22 protein-coding genes are annotated in these 21,119 nt (G+C 71.4%); 10 read left to right on the forward strand and 12 right to left on the reverse strand.

From position 1 onward, the window contains the following. Positions 1–2 precede the first annotated feature (2 nt). Both pheT and pheS read right to left on the reverse strand, forming a co-directional pair. On the reverse strand, positions 3–2,390 hold the full coding sequence (gene pheT, locus ACOFKX_RS09700; protein WP_419826783.1) for a phenylalanine--tRNA ligase subunit beta: 2,388 nt from the start codon (positions 2,388–2,390) through the stop codon (positions 3–5). Beyond that, on the reverse strand, positions 2,387–3,481 hold the full coding sequence (gene pheS / locus ACOFKX_RS09705; protein WP_419827400.1) for a phenylalanine--tRNA ligase subunit alpha: 1,095 nt from the start codon (positions 3,479–3,481) through the stop codon (positions 2,387–2,389). The genes pheT and pheS overlap by 4 nt, the downstream gene beginning before the upstream one ends. 78 nt (positions 3,482–3,559) lie before the next feature. On the opposite strand from pheS, the gene hisG reads away from it, so the two are divergent. From hisG to ACOFKX_RS09730, 5 genes are read left to right on the forward strand one after another with little or no spacing between them, the layout of a single operon-like run. Further along, positions 3,560–4,228, forward strand: a complete 669-nt coding sequence (hisG, locus tag ACOFKX_RS09710; protein ID WP_419826784.1) for an ATP phosphoribosyltransferase — start codon at positions 3,560–3,562, stop codon at positions 4,226–4,228. After that, positions 4,218–5,522 carry a histidinol dehydrogenase gene (hisD, locus tag ACOFKX_RS09715; RefSeq protein ID WP_419826785.1) on the forward strand — a complete coding sequence of 435 codons (1,305 nt, stop codon included), beginning with the start codon at positions 4,218–4,220 and terminating at the stop codon, positions 5,520–5,522. The genes hisG and hisD overlap by 11 nt, the downstream gene beginning before the upstream one ends. After that, entirely contained in the window at positions 5,519–5,974 is a 456-nt protein-coding gene (nusB, locus tag ACOFKX_RS09720) for a transcription antitermination factor NusB (protein ID WP_419826786.1), read from the forward strand. Before hisD ends, nusB begins: the two co-directional genes overlap by 4 nt. Before the next feature lie 4 nt (positions 5,975–5,978). After that, complete coding sequence (gene thiL, locus ACOFKX_RS09725) at positions 5,979–6,887, forward strand: thiamine-phosphate kinase (RefSeq protein ID WP_419826787.1); 909 nt, start codon at positions 5,979–5,981, stop codon at positions 6,885–6,887. Between the two features lie 54 nt (positions 6,888–6,941). Continuing rightward, the gene (locus tag ACOFKX_RS09730) at positions 6,942–8,177 is read left to right on the forward strand and encodes a class I SAM-dependent methyltransferase (protein WP_419826788.1); all 1,236 of its coding nucleotides are present in this window, start codon (positions 6,942–6,944) and stop codon (positions 8,175–8,177) included. On the opposite strand, the gene ACOFKX_RS09735 is transcribed toward ACOFKX_RS09730, so the two are convergent. Beyond that, positions 8,143–8,556, reverse strand: coding sequence for a hypothetical protein (locus ACOFKX_RS09735; RefSeq protein WP_419826789.1), 414 nt, complete (start codon positions 8,554–8,556; stop codon positions 8,143–8,145). The two genes, ACOFKX_RS09730 and ACOFKX_RS09735, sit on opposite strands and share 35 nt — an antisense overlap. An 80-nt stretch (positions 8,557–8,636) precedes the next feature. Here ACOFKX_RS09735 and ACOFKX_RS09740 point away from each other — a divergent pair, with 80 nt between their 5' ends. After that, positions 8,637–9,857 (forward strand): argininosuccinate synthase, encoded by a 1,221-nt coding sequence (locus tag ACOFKX_RS09740; protein WP_419826790.1) that lies wholly within the window; start codon positions 8,637–8,639, stop codon positions 9,855–9,857. Positions 9,858–9,952: 95 nt separating this feature from the next. Continuing rightward, the gene (locus ACOFKX_RS09745) at positions 9,953–10,462 is read left to right on the forward strand and encodes a ferritin-like domain-containing protein (RefSeq protein WP_419826791.1); all 510 of its coding nucleotides are present in this window, start codon (positions 9,953–9,955) and stop codon (positions 10,460–10,462) included. A gap of 62 nt (positions 10,463–10,524) precedes the next feature. Here the strand turns inward: ACOFKX_RS09745 and ACOFKX_RS09750 are convergent, their stop codons facing one another. Genes ACOFKX_RS09750 through ACOFKX_RS09765 form a run of 4 tightly spaced genes read right to left on the reverse strand, consistent with a single transcriptional unit; the run spans position 10,525 to position 11,712 of the window. After that, entirely contained in the window at positions 10,525–10,917 is a 393-nt protein-coding gene (locus ACOFKX_RS09750; protein WP_419826792.1) for a ribose-phosphate pyrophosphokinase, read from the reverse strand. Continuing rightward, the gene (locus ACOFKX_RS09755) at positions 10,910–11,347 is read right to left on the reverse strand and encodes a cupin domain-containing protein (RefSeq protein WP_419826793.1); all 438 of its coding nucleotides are present in this window, start codon (positions 11,345–11,347) and stop codon (positions 10,910–10,912) included. The genes ACOFKX_RS09750 and ACOFKX_RS09755 overlap by 8 nt, the downstream gene beginning before the upstream one ends. A 39-nt stretch (positions 11,348–11,386) precedes the next feature. Beyond that, positions 11,387–11,587, reverse strand: a complete 201-nt coding sequence (locus ACOFKX_RS09760) for a PspC domain-containing protein (RefSeq protein WP_419826794.1) — start codon at positions 11,585–11,587, stop codon at positions 11,387–11,389. Continuing rightward, a complete protein-coding gene (locus ACOFKX_RS09765) occupies positions 11,584–11,712 on the reverse strand; it encodes a hypothetical protein (protein ID WP_419826795.1) in 129 nt (42 codons plus the stop codon). The genes ACOFKX_RS09760 and ACOFKX_RS09765 overlap by 4 nt, the downstream gene beginning before the upstream one ends. 227 nt (positions 11,713–11,939) lie before the next feature. Between ACOFKX_RS09765 and ACOFKX_RS09770 the strand changes: the two genes are divergently transcribed. From ACOFKX_RS09770 to recQ, 3 genes are read left to right on the forward strand one after another with little or no spacing between them, the layout of a single operon-like run. Beyond that, on the forward strand, positions 11,940–13,766 hold the full coding sequence (locus ACOFKX_RS09770; protein WP_419826796.1) for an ABCB family ABC transporter ATP-binding protein/permease: 1,827 nt from the start codon (positions 11,940–11,942) through the stop codon (positions 13,764–13,766). A gap of 56 nt (positions 13,767–13,822) precedes the next feature. Continuing rightward, complete coding sequence (locus ACOFKX_RS09775; protein ID WP_419826797.1) at positions 13,823–14,731, forward strand: retropepsin-like aspartic protease; 909 nt, start codon at positions 13,823–13,825, stop codon at positions 14,729–14,731. Between the two features lie 32 nt (positions 14,732–14,763). Then, the gene (gene recQ / locus ACOFKX_RS09780; protein ID WP_419826798.1) at positions 14,764–16,527 is read left to right on the forward strand and encodes a DNA helicase RecQ; all 1,764 of its coding nucleotides are present in this window, start codon (positions 14,764–14,766) and stop codon (positions 16,525–16,527) included. Here recQ and ACOFKX_RS09785 read toward each other — a convergent pair. Genes ACOFKX_RS09785 through ACOFKX_RS09805 form a run of 5 tightly spaced genes read right to left on the reverse strand, consistent with a single transcriptional unit; the run spans position 16,482 to position 21,082 of the window. After that, positions 16,482–17,057: a phosphatase PAP2 family protein gene (locus ACOFKX_RS09785; protein ID WP_419826799.1), complete on the reverse strand. Its 576-nt coding sequence runs from the start codon at positions 17,055–17,057 to the stop codon at positions 16,482–16,484. The genes recQ and ACOFKX_RS09785 overlap by 46 nt on opposite strands. A gap of 32 nt (positions 17,058–17,089) precedes the next feature. Continuing rightward, the gene (locus ACOFKX_RS09790) at positions 17,090–17,806 is read right to left on the reverse strand and encodes a sulfate/molybdate ABC transporter ATP-binding protein (RefSeq protein ID WP_419826800.1); all 717 of its coding nucleotides are present in this window, start codon (positions 17,804–17,806) and stop codon (positions 17,090–17,092) included. Continuing rightward, positions 17,806–18,657, reverse strand: a complete 852-nt coding sequence (cysW, locus tag ACOFKX_RS09795) for a sulfate ABC transporter permease subunit CysW (protein ID WP_419826801.1) — start codon at positions 18,655–18,657, stop codon at positions 17,806–17,808. Before cysW ends, ACOFKX_RS09790 begins: the two co-directional genes overlap by 1 nt. Next, complete coding sequence (gene cysT, locus ACOFKX_RS09800; RefSeq protein ID WP_419826802.1) at positions 18,654–19,538, reverse strand: sulfate ABC transporter permease subunit CysT; 885 nt, start codon at positions 19,536–19,538, stop codon at positions 18,654–18,656. Before cysT ends, cysW begins: the two co-directional genes overlap by 4 nt. Further along, a complete protein-coding gene (locus ACOFKX_RS09805) occupies positions 19,538–21,082 on the reverse strand; it encodes an OprO/OprP family phosphate-selective porin (RefSeq protein WP_419826803.1) in 1,545 nt (514 codons plus the stop codon). Before ACOFKX_RS09805 ends, cysT begins: the two co-directional genes overlap by 1 nt. Between the last annotated feature and the right edge of the window lie 37 nt (positions 21,083–21,119).

The raw sequence follows: 21,119 nt of genomic DNA on the forward strand, positions 1-21,119 counted from the left end.
GGTCAGCCCCGAAGCGTCGCGCCCAGCTTCGCCGCCGCCGCGACCACCCTGTCCGCGATCGCTTTCAGGCCCGCCTCGTCGAAGCTCCTGTCGGCGGGCTGGAGCAGCACCTCGATCGCGATCGATTTGTGGCCTTCGGGCACGCCCGCGCCGGTGAACAGGTCGAACACCTGCGCGTCCACGATCACGGACTTGTCCGCGCCCGCGACCGCGCGGACGAGGCGCTCGGCGGCAAGCTCGACGGGGACGAGGAAGGCGAAGTCACGCCGCACCGGCTGAAGCGCGGGCGGCGCGTAGGACGCGCGCGAGCGACTCGCCTCGCGCTTCTGCGGGATCGCGTCGAGGTAGATCTCGGCTGCCACCAGCGGCCCGGCGACGTCCAACGCCGCGAGTGTCGCGGGATGGAGCTCGCCGAAGGTCGCCAGGATCGTCTTGGGACCGAGCCCGAGCTGGCCCGAGCGACCGGGATGCCAGCTCGGCCCGCCCGCGCCGGCGAGCTGGAGGCGATCGACCGGCGCGCCGAGCGCGGCGAGCAGCGCCACCGCCTCCGCCTTGGCATCGTAGGCGTCGGCTGGCCGCGCACGGCCACCGCGCCAGTCGCGCGGGGCCGCCTCGCCCGCGATCAGCAAGGTCAGCGTCGGCCGCTCCGCCTCGACCAAGTAGCGGCGGCCGATCTCGAACAGCCGCGCCGAGCCCGTGCCGCGATCGCGGTTGCGCTGCGCGGCGCGCGCGAGGCCGGGGATCAGCGACGGGCGCATCACCTTCAGCTCCTCGCTGATCGGGTTGGCGAGCATACAGGTGCCGCCGCCGACCGCCGCCGCCTCGCGCTCGGACACGAAGCTCCACGTCACCGCCTCGTGGAAGCCGCGGGCCGCCGCCGTGCGCCGGGCGCGGCGCTCGAGCCGCTGGGCGGGCGTGGCGGTCGGCCTGGCCACGCCCTCCGCACGGGGCAGCGGCACCGACGCGACCTGGTCAAGGCCGACCATCCGCACCACCTCCTCGACGAGGTCGGCCGGCCCGTCGACATCGCGACGCCACGAGGGCGGCGTCACGCGCCAGCCGTCGTCCACCACGAAGCCGAGCCGTTTAAGGATGGCGCGCTGCTCGTCCTCCGCCACCTCGACGCCGCCGAGCGTCGCGGCGCGCGCGGGATCGTAGGCGATCGTGCGCGCGGCCAGCGGCGGTTCGCCGGCGCGCGTGATCGCGCTCGGGCGTCCGCCGCAATGTTCGAGCACCAGCCGTGTCGCGATCGCCAGCCCCTCGTCGAGGAAGGCGGGATCGACGCCGCGCTCGAAGCGCTGGCGCGCGTCGGAGGTGAGGCCGAGCGTCTGGCCGGCGAGCGCGATGCGATCGGGATCGAAGTAGGCGCACTCGATCAGCACGTCCGTGGTCGTCTCGGACACGCCCGACGCGGCGCCGCCCATGATCCCGGCAATGTCATGGACTTCGGCGTCGTCGGCGATCACCGTCATCGACGGATCGAGAGCGTATGTCTTGCCGTTGAGCGCCTCCACCCGCTCGCCGTCGCGCGCGCGCCGCGCCACCAGCGGTCCGGAGAGCGTCGCGCGGTCGTAGACGTGGAGCGGCCGGCCGAGATCGATCGAGACGAAGTTGGTAATGTCGACCAGCGCCGAGATCGGCTTCTGTCCGATCGCTTGGAGCTTCCGTCGCATCCAGTCCGGCGACGCGCCGTTCGCCACGCCCGCCACCGCCTGCGCGTAGAAGGCGGGACAGCCCTCCGCGTCGTCGGTACGGACGTCGGGCGCCGGGCCGTCGCCTGGCACCGGCTCCAGCGTGGCAACGCGATACGCCTCGGCGAGCGGCTTCAATCGGCCGAGCCCGGCGGCGGCGAGGTCGCGCGCGATGCCGCGCACGCCCATGCAGTCCTGCCGATTGGGCGTGACGCTCACGTCGAACAGCGGATCGTCGAGCCCCGCCCACGCGGCGTAGCGCTCGCCTACCGGTGCGTCCTCGGTCAGCTCGGCGATGCCGTCATGCTCGTCGCCGAGGCCGAGCTCGCGCAGCGAGCACATCATGCCGCGCGATTCGACGCCACGGATCGCCGCGACCTTGAGCGTGATGTCCGAGCCCGGAACATACGCCCCCGGCGGCCCGAAGATGCCGACGAGGCCGGCGCGCGCGTTGGGCGCGCCGCAGACGACCTGCACCGGATCTCCGCTGCCGTCGTCGACCGAGAGCAGCTGCAGCTTGTCCGCCTGCGGGTGGCGTGTCGCGGTCAGCACGCGCGCGACGCGGAAGGGAGCGAGCGCGTCCGCCGGGTTGGAGACGCCCTCCACCTCCAGCCCAACGCGGGTGAGCGCGTCGGCAACGGCGGTGGCGTCGGCCTGCGTGTCGAGATGCTCCTTGAGCCAGGACAGAGTGAACTTCACGCGCCCACTCCCCCGCTCAAGGTCGGCACATCGAGCGCCGCGAAGCCGTAGTGACGCAGCCACCGGATATCGCCGTCGAAGAAGGCGCGCAGATCGTCCATGCCGTATTTCAGCATAGCCAGCCGATCGATGCCGCAGCCGAAGGCGAAGCCCTGCCACTCCTCGGGATCGAGCCCGCAGGCGGCGATCACGCGCGGGTGGACCATGCCGGAACCGAGGATCTCCATCCAGCCGTCGGGCTCGCTGCCGCCGATCACCCGCCGGCCCTTCTCCAGCCGATAGCCGACATCGACCTCGGCGGAAGGCTCGGTGAACGGGAAGTAGGAGGGCCGCATCCTGAGCACGATGTCGTCGCGCTCGAAATAGGCGCGCACGAACGTCTCCAGCGTCCACTTGAGGTGGCCCATGTGGATGCCGCGATCGATCACCAGCCCCTCGACCTGGTGGAACATCGGCGTGTGCGTGGCGTCGCTGTCGGAGCGATAGGTGCGGCCCGGCGCGATGATGCGGATCGGCGGCGGCGACGCCATCATCGTCCTGATCTGCACCGGCGAGGTGTGCGTGCGGAGCAGCATCTTGCGCTCCGACGCCGCTTCCCCGTCGCGCGGCTCCAGGTAGAAGGTGTCGTGCATCGCCCGCGCGGGATGCGCGTCGGGGATGTTGAGCGCGGTGAAGTTGTGCCAGTCATCCTCGATCTCGGGGCCGGTGGCGACGGCGAAGCCCAGGTCCGCGAAGATCTCGGCGAGCTCGTCCATGACTTGGCTGACGGGATGCACGCTGCCGCTTGGCCCGCCGGCGGCGGGCAGCGACAGGTCGAGCGCCTCGGCCTTGAGCCGCACCTCCAGCGCGTGCGCCTCCATCTCCGCCTTGCGGTCGGCGATCGCGGCCGCCACCGCCTCGCGCAGGCCCTGGATGCGCGGCGCCTTCTCGGCACGCTCGGCCGGCGCCATTCCGCCCAGCGTCTTGAGGAGCTGCGTGACGACGCTCTGCTTGCCGAGCGCGTGGACACGGGCCTGCTCCAGCGCTTCCAGCCCCGGGGCGGCGGCGATCGCGGCGAGCAGCTCGCCCTTCAGCGTCTCGGTCAAATCCATGGCGGTAGCCCGTACGCGGGGCGGCGGCACGATCCAAGCCTTGGCGCTTGGCCCCTCCACGTCTATCTGCCGCGCGACATGGCCGAGCCCCTGATCCTGGCGGTCCCCAAGGGGCGCATCCTCGGCGAGGCGCTGCCCCTGATCGCCGCCGCCGGCATCCACCCGGAGCCCGCCTTCGCCGACGAGAAGAGCCGCGCGCTGCGCTTCGCCACCGACCGCGACGACGTGGCGATGATCCGCGTGCGCGCCTTCGACGTCGCCACCTTCGTGGCGCACGGCGCGGCGCAGATCGGCATCGTCGGATCGGACGTGATCGCGGAGTTCGACTATGCCGAGCTCTACGCGCCCGTCGACCTGCGGATCGGCCTTTGCCGCATCTCGGTGGCGGAGCCGCGCGCGCTGGCGGAGGGCGACGATCCGCGCGAGTGGAGCCACGTCCGCGTCGCCACCAAATATCCCAACCTGACGAGGCGGCACTTCGCCGCGCGCGGCGTGCAGGCGGAGTGCGTGAAGCTGAACGGCGCGATGGAGATCGCGCCCGTGCTGGGCCTCGCCGATCGCATCGTCGATCTCGTCTCCACCGGGCGCACGCTGGCCGAGAACGGGCTCGTCGAGGTCGAGACGGTGGCGGAGGTGTCGGCCCGGCTGATCGTCAACCGCGCCGCGTTCAAGACGCGCGCCGCGCAGGTGGTGCCGCTGGTCGCCGCCTTCCGCGCGGCGGCGGAGGGCCGGCGCGATGCCGCCTGAGAACGGTCCGCTGCGCCTCGACGCCGCCGCGCCCGGTTTCGCCGCGCGCTTCGATGCGCTGGTAGAAGCGCGGCGCGACGCCGACGAGGACGTGTCGCGCGACGTCGCCGCGATCCTCGCCGACGTGCGGGCGAGGGGCGACGCGGCGGTGGCCGAGCGGACGCTGGCGTTCGACGGCCACGATCTCGCGCGGACCGGCTGGCGGATCGACGCGCAAGCCTGCCGCGCCGCGCGCGACGCCCTGCCGACCGCGTTGCGCGATGCGATCGAGTTCGCCGCGGCGCGCATCCGCGCCTTCCACGAGGGCCAGCGCCCCGCCGACCGCGAGACGGTGGACGACGCCGGCGTCCGCCTCGGCGCGCGCTGGAACGCGGTGGACGCGGCGGGACTGTACGTGCCGGGCGGGCGCGCCGCCTATCCCTCCTCGGTGCTGATGAACGCCATCCCCGCCAAGGTGGCGGGCGTGGGCCGAATCGCGATGGTGACGCCGACGCCCGGCGGCGAGATCAATCCGCTGGTGCTCGCCGCCGCCGATCTCGCGGGCGTGGACGAGGTGTGGCGGGTGGGCGGCGCGCAAGGCGTGGCCGCGCTCGCCTACGGCACAGAGACGATCGCGGCCGTGGACGTGGTGGTCGGCCCCGGCAATGCGTGGGTGGCGGAGGCCAAGCGCCAGCTTTACGGCCGCGTCGGCATCGACATGGTCGCCGGGCCGTCCGAGATCGTGGTGGTGGCGGACGGCGACAACGATCCGGAGTGGATCGCCGCCGATCTCCTCAGCCAGGCCGAGCATGATCCCACCAGCCAGTCGATCCTGTTCACCGACGATGCCGGCTTCGCCGACGAGGTCGCGGCGGCGGTGGAGCGGCAGCTCGCCACGCTGGCGACGGGCGCGACGGCGCGGACGAGCTGGGAGGCGAACGGCGCGATCGTCCTCGTCCCCGCGCTCGCCGACGCGATGCCGATGGTCGATCGCCTCGCGCCCGAGCATCTCGAACTCGCCGTCGCCGATCCGGACGCGCTGTTCGCCCGCGTGCGCCACGCCGGCTCCGTGTTCCTCGGCCGCCACACCCCCGAGGCTGTGGGCGATTACGTCGCCGGCCCCAACCATGTCCTGCCCACGGGGCGGCGCGCGCGCTTCGCCTCGGGCCTCTCGGTGACGGATTTCATGAAGCGTACCAGTTTCTTGCGCTGCGACCGCGCCTCGCTCGCCCGCATCGGCCCCGCCGCTGTCGCGCTGGCAGAGGCCGAGGGCCTGCCCGCCCACGCCGCCTCCGTCGCCGCGAGGCTCAAATGAGCGGGCGTCCCGATCGCGGCCGCGCGCGCTCGGCCGCCCGGCTCGCCGCCGTGCAGGCGCTCTACCAGCAGGAGATGGAGGGCACGCCGCTCGCCAAGCTGCTGGCCGAGTTCCACCAGCACCGCCTGGGCGCGACCATCGACGATGTCGAATATGCCGATGCGGAAGTCAGCTTCTTCGACGATCTGGTAAAGGGCGTCACGGCACGGCGCGACGAACTTGACGGGCTGATCACGGCCCGGCTGGCGAGCGGCTGGACGCTGGAGCGGCTGGACAAGCCGATGCGCCAGATCCTGCGCGCCGGCGCCTACGAGCTCGTCGCCCGGCCGGACGTGCCGACGGGATCGGCGATCAGCGAATATGTCGACGTCGCCGCCGCCTTCTACGACCGGCGCGAGAAGGGCTTCGTCAACGGGCTTCTCGACGCGGTGGCGAAGGACGTGCGGGGCTGAAGCGGTGGCCGAGGCCGATTTCATCGCCCGCCTGCGCGCTCTCGCCACCCACCCCGCCGCGCGCGGGCTGATGGACGACGCGGCGGTGCTGGGCGATCTCGTCCTCACCCATGACATGATCGTCGAGGGCGTCCATTACCTCGCCACCGATCCACCGGCCGACGTGGCGTGGAAGCTGGTGGCGGTGAACCTCTCCGATCTCGCCGCCAAGGGCGCGGAACCGGTTGGGGTTCTGCTCGGCTATCCGCTGCGCGACGCGAGCTGGGACGCGGCGTTCGCTGACGGCCTTACCGTGGCGCTCGCCCGTTTCGCTGTGCCGCTGCTCGGCGGCGATACGGTCTCAGCGCCGGTGGGCGCATCCCGGATGCTGGGAATGACGGCGATCGGACGCAGCGCCGACGCGCCGGACAGGCGCGGTGCGCGCGCCGGCGATGGTCTCTGGCTGGTGGGCGCGATCGGCGACGCGGCGGCGGGGCTGGCGATCGCGCGCGGCGAACGCGACGGGCCGGACGCGCTGCTCGCCGCCTATCGCCGCCCGGTGCCGCTGCTCGAAGAAGGCCGCGCGCTCGCGCCGCACGCGTCCGCGATGGCGGATGTATCAGATGGGCTGCTGATCGACGCCACGAGGATCGCCGCCGCTTCGCGGCTGTCGGTGACGATCGATCTCGACGCGGTGCCGCGCTCGCCCGCGCTCGACGCCTTCGCGGGCGACGACCGCGCCGCGCGGCTGGCGGCGGCGACCGGCGGCGACGATTACGCGCTGATCCTCGCCGCCCCGCCGCACGCAGCCGCTGCCGTCGTCGCGACGGGCGCGATACGCATCGGCGGCTTCGTGGCGGGCGCCGGGCTGACGCTCTTCGATCGCGACGGCGCGGTGCCGCTGCCCGATCGCCTCGGCTGGGAGCATGGCTGAGGCGATCCAGGTGATTGCCCGCTCCGGACGCGCCTCCTAGAGACCGGTCCGACCATGTCGCTCGACACGTTCCTCAGCCGGACGATCCGCTCCGGCGAGTTCCTCATCACCGACGTGGCAGGCGGCACGCACCGCTACGGCGTGGCCGATCCCGCGCGTCCGCCCGTCCACGCCCGCGTCCGCGACGGCAAGGTGCGGCGCGACATCATGCGCCGCCCGGTGCTCGGCACGGCCGAGGCCTATATGGACGGCCGCTTCACGATCGACGGCGACGATATCCTCGGCCTACTCGATCTGGTGCGCGCCAACACCGCCTACGAGGACGGCGGCGAGGCGGGGCTGCTGATCGGCGAGCATCCGCTGATCGCGCGGATGCTGCGCGCCAATTCGCTCAGGCGCGCGCGCCGCAACGTCGCGCACCACTACGACATCGGAAACGCGCTCTACGATCTCTTCCTGGATGCGGACCGGCAATATAGCTGCGCCTACTTCGCGCGCGGCAACACCGATCTCGATCGCGCGCAGGCGGACAAGAAGGCGCACATCGCCGCCAAGCTCGCGCTCCGCCCCGGCCTGCGCGTGCTCGATATTGGCTGCGGCTGGGGCGGCATGGCGCTGTACCTCGCGCGGGTCGCGAACGTGGAGGTGCTCGGCATCACGCTGAGCGAGGAGCAGCTCGCCGTCGCGCGCGCCCGCGCCGAGGAGGCGGGTCTTGCCGACCGCGTGCGCTTCGAGCTGATCGACTATCGCCACGTCGACGGCACCTTCGATCGCATCGTCTCGGTGGGCATGTTCGAGCATGTCGGCACGCCGCACTACCGCACCTTCTTCGCCAAATGCCGCGATTTGCTGGTGCGCGAGGGCGTGATGCTGCTCCACACCATCGGCCGCATGGGCCCGCCGGGGCTCACCGACGGCTTCACCGCGCGCTACATCTTCCCCGGCGGCTACGCGCCCGCCTTGTCCGAGATCATGGGGCCGAGCGAGCGCGAGCGGCTGATGCTGGCGGACTGCGAGGTGCTGCGCCTCCACTACGCGCTGACGCTGGAGCATTGGTACGCGCGCGTCGGCGCCGCGAAGGCCGAGATCGTGGCGATGTACGACGAGCGCTTCTACCGGATGTGGCGCTTCTATCTCGCGGGCTCGATCACCGCCTTCCGCCACTCCGACATGGCGGTCTACCAGCTCCAGTACGTGCGCGACCGCCACGCGCTGCCGATCACGCGCGACTACATGGCGGAGGCGGAAGCCGGGCTCATCGCGGGCGTGTCCGCAGCATCTTCTGCTTGATCGCGGCGGCAAGGCGCGCCTCGTCCGGCGTGACAGTGCCGTCGTGGTTCATGTCCGCCCCGTCGAAGTGGGCGAGCGCGGCGGCGACGAACGTCGCGCGCGGGATGCGCCCCGTGTGGCCCTGATCGAGCGCGTCGAACTGCGCCAGCGCCCTGGCCATGCCGGGGCCGTCGGCGGGCACCTTGGGATCGTAGCGCCGCGCCACCGCCAGCACCGCGCGGCCATATTCCTGGCGCGAGAGGAATCCGTCATGATCCCGGTCGCCCAGCGCAAACATTCGCGACGCGCGCGCCTCCACCCCGGCGCGGGGCACGGGCGGCTGGGCTGCCGCCGAGGCGGACAGCAGGACGGCGACGAGGACGGAGGTACGAAGCGGCACGCGCGGTCTCCTGCTTGAACGGCGGACCGGCGGATGGCAGAGGCCCGCGCGATCCGACCCCTCCAACTCCCGGAGTCCGCATGACGCAAGACGTTCAACGCGTCGTCCTCGCCTACTCGGGCGGCCTCGACACCAGCGTCATCCTGAAGTGGCTGAAGGAGCAGTATGGCTGCGAGGTCGTCACCTTCACCGCCGATTTGGGACAAGGCGAGGAGCTGGAGCCGGCGCGCGCCAAGGCCGAGCTGATGGGCGTGAAGCCGGAGCATATCTTCATCGACGATCTGCGCGAGGAATTCGTGCGCGACTACGTCTTCCCGGTGATGCGCGCCAACGCGCTGTACGAGGGGCTGTACCTGCTCGGCACCTCGATCGCGCGCCCGCTGATCGCCAAGCGCCAGATCGAGATCGCCAAGCAGGTGGGCGCCGACGCCGTCGCGCACGGTGCCACGGGCAAAGGCAACGATCAGGTTCGCTTCGAGCTCGGCTATTACGCGCTCCAGCCCGACATCAAGGTGATCGCGCCTTGGCGCGAGTGGGATCTCACCAGCCGATCGAGGCTGATCGAATATGCGGAAGCGCACCAGATCCCGGTCCCGCACAACAAGCGCGGCGAGGCACCCTTCTCCACCGACGCCAACCTGCTCCACACCTCGTCCGAGGGACTCGTGCTGGAGGATCCGTGGGAGGAGGTGCCCGACTATGTCTACTCGCGCACCATCAACCCGGAGGACGCGCCGGACACGCCCGAATATATCACCATCGACTTCGAACGCGGCGACGGCGTCGCGCTCAACGGCGAGGCCTGCTCGCCGGCGACGCTGTTCGAGAAGCTCAACGAGCTCGGCCGCGTCCACGGCATCGGCCGGCTCGATCTCGTCGAGAACCGATTCGTCGGCATGAAGTCGCGCGGCATGTACGAGACGCCCGGCGGCACCATCTACGCCGCCGCGCATCGCGGCATCGAGCAGATCACGCTGGATCGCGGCGCGGCGCACCTCAAGGACGAGCTCAGCGTCCGCTACGCCGAGCTGGTGTACAACGGCTTCTGGTTCTCGCCCGAGCGCGAGATGATCCAGGCGGCGGTCGATCACTCGCAGAGCCGCGTGAACGGCACCGTGCGGCTCAAGCTCTACAAGGGGCAGGCGTCGGTGGTCGGCCGTAAGTCGCCCGACACGCTCTATTCGGAGAAGGTCGTCACCTTCGAGGACGATGCCGGCGCCTACGACCAACGCGACGCCGCCGGCTTCATCCGCCTGAACGCGCTCCGGCTGCGGCTGCTGGGCCGTCGGGACGGGCGCTGAGGCGAGGCAACCGCCGGCGGCCGTGATCGTTGTCGGGGGGAAGGCGTCGTCACGGCGCCGCCTTCTGCCCCCCGCACGAACGACAGGAGGCCGACATGGGCCTGTTCACCAAGGACATCCAGACCTTCGAGGACCTGTTCCTCCACCAGCTCCAGGACATCTACTACGCCGAGAAGCAGATCGCGAAGGCGCTGCCGAAAATGGCCGAGAAGTCCGGCAATCCGCAGCTCGCCCAGGCCTTCGAGGGCCATCTCGGCGAGAGCCAGGGCCAGATCGACCGCCTGGAGAAGGTGTTCGCGCAGCTCGGCGAGACGCCCAAGGGCGTCACCTGCCCGGCGATCGACGGCATCATCAAGGAGGCCAACGAGGTCTCAGGCGAGATCGCCGACAAGGCGGTGCTCGATGCCGCGCTGGTCGCCGCCGGCCAGGCTGTCGAGCATTACGAGATCACGCGCTACGGCACGCTGATCTCGTGGGCCAAGCAGCTTGGCCGCACCGACGCGGTGTCGCTGCTCGAGGCCACGCTCGCCGAGGAGAAGGCGGCGGACGTGCGGCTCACCAAGCTCGCCGAGAGCCGCATCAACAAGGCGGCCGAGGCCGTCTGACCGGTTTCCGCCGCCGGCGGAGGTCGTAGGCGCCCGCCCGTCTCGCGACGGGCGGGCGCTTTTCATGCGGAGTCGATCCGATCGGGATCGTCGCCGTCCGACAGCCGAGCCGCCCAATAGCCGAACGCCTCCGCCTGATGGGCGCGGACCAGCGAGCGCGCGGCGGCACCCGTCCAGTCGGGAAGATGGCCGGTGTCGGTGCGGCCGATCCACCAGCCCTGCCCCGGCAGCCGATCGCCCTCGCGGACCACCAGCACGGCCAGCGCCGGCTCGCCCGCCGCGCGCGCCGCCTCGTCGATCGCGTCCAGCGTGCGGCACAGCGCGCGCATCTTCGGCCGGGTGAAGCGGTGGCCGAGCATCGCCAGCATGTGCGAGTAGCTGCGGTCCTCGCCCGCCCGCGCCGCTTCGATCAGCAGCGCGCGCACGCGCGGAAGATCGGCGATGGCGTCAGTCACGCGCGTCCGCGCCGGGGCGCCAGCCGGGCGCCGCGAGCGTGAAGCCCGCGAAGTCGAAGCCCGGCGAGACGATGCACGACACGAGCGCCCAGCCGCCCCGCGCCTCCGCCGCCTGCCAGTGAAAGGCGGGCACGACATGCTGCGGCGTCTCGCCGGCGAGCACGCCCGGCCCGAGGATCGTCTCGACCGGCGCATCGTCGTCACGCGGCGCGGTGGAGAGCGCCAGCGGCGAACCCGCGTGCCACAGCCACAGCTCGGTCGCGTCTACGCGGTGCCAGTGCGATCGCTCTCCGGCATCGAGCAGGAAGAGGATCGCGCTCGCCGTGGCGCGCGCACCCTCGGCATAGGGGGCGCGCCACGTCTCGCGATACCAGCCGCCCTCGGGGTGGGCGGAGAGGCGGAGCGTCTCGATGATCGCACGGGCGTCCATCCAGCCAAGGTCGCCCTCGCCTTCGCCCGGCGCAAGGGGTCAGCGCCGGCCGAACATCCAGCCGGTGGCGACGTAGGCGACGACGCCCGGCAGTCCGAGCCCGGCGACCGTAAGAAACACCGCGCCCGCGCGCACGAGACCAACCGGCACGCCGGCATAATCCGCGACGCCTCGGCAAACGCCAAGCCAGGCGCCCTGCCGACGGTCGATCACCAGCCGGCGGCGAACCTCGGCGTTCACAGGCCGAGCACCGCAGCGGTGGCGGTCTGCGCGGGCACGACGGCGGCGCCTACCAGCGCGACGGTGAGCGCGAGCGCGCCGAACAGCGAGGCGAGCGTGTCGCGGGCGGACGAGGCGAAGGTCATGCAAGGTTCTCCGATCATGCCCGCCGCTGATCGGCGGGCCATGCCGGTGATCTAGCAGGAGCCGTGCCAACTGCACTTTCGGGCATTGTCGAGGGTGAGCGCGGATGTTCGCACGGGCCGCGTTCGGAAAACCCGCCAATTCTCGCCACCACGTCCCGGAACTCGGCGTCCCGTGCCGGGAAGTTTGGGATTTGGCGGAGCGGCGGCGCATCCCTATCTGGAGCGTGATGCCGCCAGACACCTCGACCGGACCGATGCGCGAGGACGGCTTCGCCACGCTGCGCCGCTTCCTGCCCTATTTGTGGCCCTCGGGCATGCCGCTCATCAAGGCGCGCATCGTCACGGCGTTCGGCTTCGTGCTGCTGTCCAAGATCGTCCAGGTCTACGGCGCTCCGTTCGCGTTGCAGGGCGCGGTCGATCACATGGCGAAGGGCGATCGTACCGCCGCCACGCTCGTGATCGCGCTGGTGGTGGGCTACGCCGCCGCGCGCTTCGGATCGACGCTGTTCGACAACCTGCGCAACGCGGTGTTCGAGTGGGTGGGGCAGGACGCCACGCGGCGCCTCGCGGCCTCGGTGTTCCGCCACCTGCATCGGCTGTCGCTGCGCTTCCACCTCGGGCGGCGCACCGGCGCCGTCACCAGGATCGTCGAGCGCGGCACCAAGAGCATCGACACGATGCTCTACTTCCTGCTGTTCAACATCGCGCCCACCATCCTCGAACTCGCGATGGTGCTCGGCATCTTCGGCACGCGCTTCGGCGCCTGGCTGGTGATCGCCACGCTGGCGATGGTCGCGATCTACATCGGCTTCACGCGCGTGGTGACCGACTGGCGCAACGCGCTCCGCGTCCGCATGAACGAGCTCGACACCCGCGCCGTCGCGCACGCGGTCGATTCGCTGCTCAACTTCGAGACGGTGAAATACTTCAACGCCGAAGCGCGCGAGGCGAGCCGCTACGAGAGCGCGGTCTCCTCCTACGCGCGCGCCGCGACCAAGAACGAGACGTCGCTCGCCTGGCTCAACATCGGGCAGGCGGCGATCACCAACACCATGATGGCGCTCGGCATGGCGCTGGTCGTGGCGGGCTGGGCGCGGGGGCGGTTCACGCCGGGCGACGCGGTGCTGGTGTCGACGCTGCTCGCCCAGCTCTTCCGCCCGCTCGACCTGCTCGGCATGGTCTACCGCACGATCCGCCAAGGGTTGACCGACATGGCCGCGCTGTTCGACCTGCTCGACACCGCCGAAGAGGTGGTGGACGTGCCCGGCGCGAAGCCGCTCGTCGTCGCGGGCGGCCACGTCCGCTTCGAGGGCGTGTGCTTCGGCTACGACCCCGATCGCGAGATCCTGCGCGGCATCGATCTCGATGTGCCCGCCGGCACCAACCTCGCCATCGTCGGGCCATCGGGGGCGGGCAAGTCGACGATCGCGCGCCTGCTGTTCCGCTTCTACGACGTCACCGCCGGCCGCATCACCATCGACGGGCAGGATATCGCGCGCGTGGGGCAGGACAGCCTGCGTCGGGCCATCGGGATCGTACCGCAGGACACGGTGCTGTTCAACGACACCATCGGCTACAACATCGCCTACGGTCGCGACGGCGCCGACGCGGACGCGATCGCACGCGCCGCGAAGGGTGCCGCCATCGACGGCTTCGTCGAGCGGCTGTCCGCCGGCTACGACACCGAGGTCGGCGAACGCGGGCTCAAGCTCTCGGGCGGGGAGAAGCAGCGCGTGGCGATTGCGCGCACGCTGCTCAAGGATCCGCCCGTGCTGATCCTCGATGAGGCGACGAGCGCGCTCGACAGCGGCACCGAGGCCGAGATCCTCGACACGCTGCGCCTCGTCTCGCGGCGGAGGACGACGATCACCATTGCGCACCGCCTCTCCACCATCGCGGACGCGGACCGTATCGTCGTGCTCGACGACGGCCGCGTCGCCGAACAGGGCAGCCACGCCGAGCTGATCGCGCGCGACGGTCTCTACGCCGCGATGTGGGCGCGCCAGGCCGCCGAGGCCCGCGATGCGGAGGAAGCCGCGATCGCCGCCGAGTGACGCTTGCGTGACGGGGCGATCGGCGTAGCATCGGCCGGAAACGCGGGGAGGGCGGCATGGCGTCATCGATCGTCGTCGCTGGATTGGCGACGCTCGCCGCGCTGGCGCAACCCCCGGCCGCGCCACCGCCGCCAGCGGACGAACCCGACAGCACCGCGATGGCGCTCACCGTCGTCGACAACCGCATGACGGTGGCGGTGACGATCGACGGCGCGGGGCCGTTCCGCTTCCTGGTCGACAGCGGCGCCACCCGTACCGTGATCTCCGATCGCGTCGCGGCGATGTTGCGGCTGAAGGGCGACGCGCCCGTGATCCTGCACAGCGTCGGCGGCGAGGGCGTGGTGCAGACCGTCAGGATCGCGGCGCTCGGCGTCGGCGCCCTCCGCGCGCGGCCGATCGTCGCGCCCGTGCTCGCCGAAGCCGACATTGGGGCGGCGGGAATCGTCGGGCTGGACGCGCTGGCGCGCGGCCGCATGGTGCTCGACATCGCGAGGAACCGCATGACGATCGAGCGCGCCGAGACGAGACCCGCGCCGCTGGAGGCTTCCGAGATCGTGGTGACGGCGCGCCGGCGCTACGGCCAGCTCGTGCTCGCCGATGCCGACGCGGCGGGCCAGCGCATCTGGGCGGTGGTCGATACCGGCAGCATGGCCACGATCGGCAACGGCGTGCTGCGCGATCGGCTGACCGCCCGCCGCCGCGCCGAGGCGCGCGCCGTCACCATCACCGACGTTACCGGCCGCTCGATCGCCGCCGCCTACGCGCCGCTCGCCGACGTGAGGCTCTCCGCCTGGCACCTCAAGAACGTGGTCGTCGCCTTCTGCGACGCCCACGCCTTCGATCGCTTCGGGCTCAGCGAGAAGCCGTCGATGCTGCTCGGCATGGACGTGATGCGGGCCTTCTCGCGCGTGTCGATCGACTTTCGCGACCGCACCGTCCGCCTGCTCAAGCGCGACGAGGCGTAGCGGCGCGCGCCGTGGCCCGCTAACGCCGCGCGATGCGCGATCCCGCCAAGATCCTCCACGACGTGTTCGGCTTCCCCGGCTTCCGGGGCGTGCAGCACCAAGTGGTCGATCGCGTCATGGCGGGGCTCGGCACGCTCGCGGTGATGCCGACGGGCGCGGGCAAGTCGCTATGCTACCAGCTCCCCGCGCTCGCGCGGGAGGGCACGGCGGTGGTCGTCTCGCCGCTGATCGCGCTGATGCACGATCAGGTGCGCTCGGCCGAAGGGTTCGGCATCCAGGCCGCCACGCTCACCTCGGCCGACGACAACCGCGCCGAGACGATGCGGCGCTTTCGCGACGGCGCGCTCGACCTCCTTTACGTCGCGCCCGAGCGCGCGTCGGGCAGCGCCTTCCGCGATCTGCTGTCGGCGACGCCGCTGTCGCTGTTCGCGATCGACGAGGCGCATTGCGTCAGCGAATGGGGGCATGATTTCCGCCCCGACTACCGCCTGCTGCGCCCCCTGCTCGACGCCTTTCCGCAGGTGCCGCGCCTCGCGCTCACCGCCACCGCCGACGAGCATACCCGCGCGGACATCCTGGCGCAGCTCGGGCTGCCCGACGATGGCCTGATCGTCGCGGGCTTCGATCGCCCCAACATCCGCTACATGATCTCGCCGCGTGACGGCGTCGGGCAACAGTTGAAGACGCTGCTCGCCGAGCAGCCGGGTGCGGGCATCGTCTACGCCACCACCCGCGACGCCACCGAGCGGCTGGCGGCGCAACTCGGCAGCGCGGGACGCGAGGTCCGCCCCTATCATGCCGGGCTCGACGCCGCCGTACGCGCCGCCAACCAGCGCGCCTTCGTGGCGTCCGAGGACATGGTGATGGTCGCCACCGTCGCATTCGGCATGGGCATCGACAAGCCCGACGTCCGCTTCGTGGCCCACGCCGGCCTGCCCAAGTCGATCGAGGGCTATTACCAGGAGACCGGCCGCGCCGGTCGCGACGGCGAGCCTGCGGTTGCGCAGCTCTTCTGGGGTGCCGAGGATTTCGCGCGCGCCCGCCAGCGGCTCGGCGAGGTGGACGACGCCCGCATGGCGGGCGAGCGCGCGCGGCTGGCGGCGCTGGCGACGCTCGTCGAGACGTCGGAGTGCCGGCGCGCGGTGCTGCTCCGTCACTTCGGGGAGGCGCCGCCCCCCCGCTGCGGCAATTGCGACAACTGCCTGTCGCCGCCCGCCACGGTCGATGCCACCGAGGTGGCGCGCAAGCTGCTCTCCGCCGCCTTCCGCACCGAGATGCGCTTCGGCGTCGGCCACCTGGCGGACGTGCTGGCGGGCAAGGACACGGAAAAGGTGATCGCCAACGGCCATGATCGCCTGTCGGTCTACGGCATCGCCGACGAGGGCGAGCTGGCGCTCGTCCGCCCCGTCGCGCGCGCGCTGATCGCGCGCGACGCGTTGCGCGCCGATGCCTATGGCGGCCTCTCCTTCGGGCCGGGCGCGCGGCCGATCCTGAAGGGCGAGGACACGCTCGGCCTCGTCATGCCGCCCAAGCGCGAGCGCCGGCGCAAGGGGAAACCGGCGGAGGAGTATCCCCACGATCCGCTGTTCGAGGCGCTACGTGCCAGGCGGCGCGAGATCGCCAAGGAGCGCGGCGTGCCGCCCTACGTCGTCTTCCACGATTCGACGCTGCGCGAGATGGCGGGGCTGCATCCCACGACGATGGCCGGTCTGGCGCAGGTCTCGGGCGTGGGGCAGGCCAAGCGCGACGCCTATGGCGATGCCTTCCTGGAGGTACTGCGAAACTGGCGCGGCTGAAGCCAGCGCAGCGCCAGCGCCACCCACAGCAACCCGAAACCCCAGCCGACGAGCACGTCGCTCGGCCAATGCACCGCGAGCGCGACGCGGCTCCACCCCATCGCCAGCGCGAACAACGCCGCCACCGCCTGCCACCCCGCCCCGCCGCCGAGCGCCAGCACGAGGGCCAGGCCGGCGATCATCGTGCCTGCCGAGTGGGCGCTCGGCATCGACCAGCTCGTCTCCACCGCTAGACGATCCGCCAGCGGCGGGCGCGGACGGTGGACGACGTGCTTGACGATCTCGACCGCGAGCCGGCCGCCGAGCGTCGTCGCGACCAGCCACCGCGCCCGATCCGGCGCACCGCGCCGCCACAGCCACCAGGCGGCGGCGGCGATCGCCGGCGCGACGAGGGGGATGGTGCCCGCCACGGTGAACAGCCGCACCCGCCGCGCCCACGCCTTCGCGCCGTCCAGCCTTAGCAGGGCATGGAGGTGAAGATCCGTCGGCGACTGCCACCATAGCCACGACCCGGCGAGGACCAGCAGCAATCCGCACGCGAGGAGCGCGCGCTGGCTCCTCGTCAGCGCAGGAACTCGCGCACGAAGTCGGAGGCCGGGTTCGCCTCGATCTCGGCGGGGGTGGCATATTGCTCGATCCGGCCGTCGGACAGGATCGCCACCTTGTCGGCGAGCGCGAACGCCTCCTCGCGATCGTGCGTCACGAAGATCGAGGTGATGCCAACGCGATCGTGGATCTCGCGCAGCGCCGCGCGCAGCTCGCGCCGTACCTTGGCGTCGAGCGCGCCGAACGGCTCGTCGAGCAGCAGGATGCGCGGCTCGCGTGCCAGGGCGCGGGCGAGCGCCACGCGCTGCCGCTGCCCGCCCGAGAGCTGCGCCGGGTAACGCTTGCCGAGCCCCGGCAGGCGGACGAGCCCCAGCAGCTCGTCGACACGCGCCCGGATCGCGTCCTTCCGGGGCCGCTCGCGCCGCTTCATTACCGTCAATCCGAAGGCGATGTTGTCGGCCACCGTCATGTGGCGGAACAGCGCATAGTGCTGGAACACGAAGCCGATGCCGCGATCCTGCACCGGCCGCGCCGTCACGTCCTCGCCGTCGAAGCGGATGCGCCCCGAGTCCGCCGTCTCAAGCCCGGCGATGATCCGCAGCAGCGTCGTCTTGCCCGAGCCCGACGGGCCTAGTAGCGCCAGGAAGGCGCGATCCTCGACCGAGAGGCTGACGCCGTTCAGCGCCGAGCTCGTCCCGAACGTCTTGACGACGTTCTCGGCCGTGATGCCCATCAGTGCCGCCCCGCCGCGGCGAGCGCATCGCCATGATACCATTCCAGCGCCGCACGCGCCGCCAGCGTCACCAGCGCCAGCCCCGCGAGCAGCGAGGCGACAGCGAAGGCGCCGACGAAGTCATACTCGTTGTAGAGCTGCTCGACCTGGAGCGGCATGGTGTTGGTGATCCCCCTGATATGCCCCGACACGACCGACACCGCGCCGAACTCGCCCATCGCGCGCGCGTTGGTGAGCAGCACGCCGTAGAGCAGACCCCAGCGGATGTTGGGCAGCGTCACGTGCCAGAAGGTGGCAAGCCCACCCGCGCCCAGCGTCAGCGCCGCCTCTTCCTCGGCGCGGCCCTGCGCGGTCATCAGCGGGATGAGCTCGCGCGCGACATAGGGGAAGGTGACGAAGGTGGTGGCGAGTACGATGCCCGGCACCGCGAACATGATGCGGATGCCGTGGCTCATCAGCGTCGGCCCGAACCAGCCCTGCGATCCGAACAGTAGCGCGTACATCAGGCCCGCCACGACGGGCGAGACCGAGAAGGGCAGGTCGATGAGGCTGACGAGCAGGCTCTTCCCCGAGAAATCATGCTTGGTCACCGCCCACGCCGCCGCCAGCCCGAAGGCGCAATTGAGCGGCACCGTGATCGCCGCCGTGACGAGCGTCAGCCGGATCGCGGCGAGCGCGTCGGGCTCGCGCACCGCCGAGAGGAAGGCGCCCGCCCCCTTGGCGAAGGCCTGCACGAACACCGCCGCCAGCGGCAGCAGGATGATCGCGACGAGCCAGCCGAGCGCCAGCGCGATCAGCAGGCGGCGGGTGCCGCGCGTCTCCGAGACGGCGCTCGCCGCTTGCCCGCTCAACGCTGCCCGATCCTACGCCGCTCGCGCCCCTGTATGAGGTTGATGACGGTCAGCAACGCGAAGGAGGCGGCGAGCATCACCGCCGCGATCGCGGTCGCGCCCTCATAGTCGAACTGTTCGAGCTGGGTGACGATCAGCAGCGGCGCGATCTCGGACCGGAACGGCATGTTGCCCGCGATGAAGATGACGGAGCCATATTCGCCGACCCCACGCGCGAAAGCGAGCGCGAAGCCCGTCGTCAGCGCCGGCGCGATCTCGGGCAGCAGCACGCGCAGGAAGATGGCGGCGCGGCCGGCGCCGAGCGTCGCCGCCGCCTCCTCGATATCATGGCCGAGATCGGCGAGGATCGGCTCCACCGTGCGGACGACGAAGGGCAGCCCGATGAACAGCAATGCCAGCACCACGCCCGCCGGCGTATAGGCGATCTTGATGCCGAGCGCCGCCAGCGGCCGCCCGATCCAGCCGTTGGACGCGTAGAGCGCGGTGAGCGCGATGCCCGCCACCGCCGTCGGCAGCGCGAAAGGCAGGTCGACCAGCGCGGAGGCGAGCTTTCGGCCGGGGAAGTCGTAGCGCACCAGCACCCAGGCGAGCAGCAGGCCGGCGACGGCGTTGATCCCCGCCGCCGCCAGCGCCGCGCCGAAGCTCAGCCGATACGCGGCGAGCGCGCGCGGGCTGAACGCCGCCTCCACGAAATGCGCGGGGCCGAGCCCGAGAGATCGCGCCACAATCGCCGCCAGCGGCAGCAGCACGACGATGCCGAGCCAGGCGAGCGTGACGCCCAGCGTCAGCCCGAGCCCGGGCATCGCCGCGCGCCGCCGGCTCCGCGCCGTAGCCGGCGGTCGGTCCTCAGGTCCGGCCGTGGCGACGACGATGGCGGGCATCAGAAATCCAGGTGGAGGCGCGTCGCGAACGCCTCTCCCTTCGCGGTCGTTCCGAAGATGGAGACGGGCGTACGGACGAGCGGCGAGTTCTGTCCGGTGAAGCGGATGTAGTTGAACAGGATCTTCACGTTGCCGGTGAGATACCAGTTGAGCGCGGCGGTGATGGCGTGACCGTCACGCTTCAGCGGCGAGATGTCGTGGTCGGTCAGGTTAAGGCGGTCGTAGCGGCCGGCGAGTTCGAAAGCGCCCCAGTTGCCCTTGCGCGGATCGAACGGGCGGTTCGGCTTCAACCGGTCGATCACGCCGCCCTTGAAGGGTCGCGACTCGCCGGTGAGGAAGTAGGAGCCGAACGCGTACCAGCCGTCGAAATCGACGGAGGGCAGCACGTCGCCGATCCGGTTGAGGTGCATGTGGCTATATTCGCCCTGCACCGAGAAGGGGCCGTACACGCCCGCGCCTTCGAACCCGTAGAAGGTCGCGTCGTGGACGGTGGCGCCCAGCGCGGTCGCCGACTGAGTGCCGGCGAAGGCCACCGATTCGAGATTGCCGTTGTCGACGCGCACGTTCGGGCGATCGGCGATCGTCAGGTCCTTACCGGCGTAATCCTCGACATGGTAGGCGGACGCGCCGACGTGGAGGAGCCGGCCGGGCTTGTTGATCGGCTCGGCGGTGACGCGGCCGTTGAAGCCCCACACCTCGTCCGGGCCGAAGCCCTCGCCACCGGCGTTGACCGAGGCCGAGCGGCTCACGCCCTCGTTGGAGCCGTAGATGCCGCCCGTCGCGGTGAAGATCGGATCGGCATAGGCGACCGTCAAGCCGACGCGCCGCTCGCCGCCCACCGATCCGAACGCGACATTGGCCATGCCGCGTTCCATGAATTCGTTGAATGCGTCGGAGCTGTTGGCCTCCAGCCCCGCCGGCACCTTGAGCTGGCCGAGCGTGACCGTGAGGTGCGGCACCTGGGTGTAGGCGACGAAGGCGTCGAGCAGCGACACCTGGCCGCCGACATATTCGGCCTCGATGCGGTAGGCGAGCTCCTTGAACAACGTGCCGTCGAAGCCGAAGCGGCCGCGTCGGATCTGCGTGCCGTTGGAATAGTCGTAGCCGCCGCGCCGTTCGTTGAAGGCCGCGTAGTCGACGTCGAGGATGCCGCGTGGCTTGAAGGTGAAGTTGCCGTCGGGCGAGTTGAACTGCGGCACGATCGTCCACTGGAGCGCGGGCGGCGTCGCCGACGCGGTCTGCACCGTGCCGCGTCCGCCCGATGCGGCGGCGGGCAGCGGCGGGTTGATGCCGGCCGTGCCCTGCGCGTTGGCGTTGCTGGCCGAGTTGGTGCCGCCGGGCGCGGCGGCGGTCGCCTGGCCGCCGCGCGCCGCGTCGAGTTGGCGCTTGAGATCGGCGTTCTGCGTCTGCAGCGCGTCGAGCCGCTGCTCCAGCGCGTTCAGACGATCTAGGATCTGGGCGTTGCCGGCGGGCGGCTGCGCGAGCGCGGGCGTGGCGACGAGCACGGCGGCGAGCGAGGCGCCGCCGAGGAGCGGGATGCGCATGTCTGTTCCCCCTTTTGATAGGCGACAGCCGGCCCTC

This window comes from Sphingomonas sp. (genome assembly GCF_965200105.1).
Classification (GTDB): Bacteria; Pseudomonadota; Alphaproteobacteria; order Sphingomonadales; family Sphingomonadaceae; genus Solisphingomonas.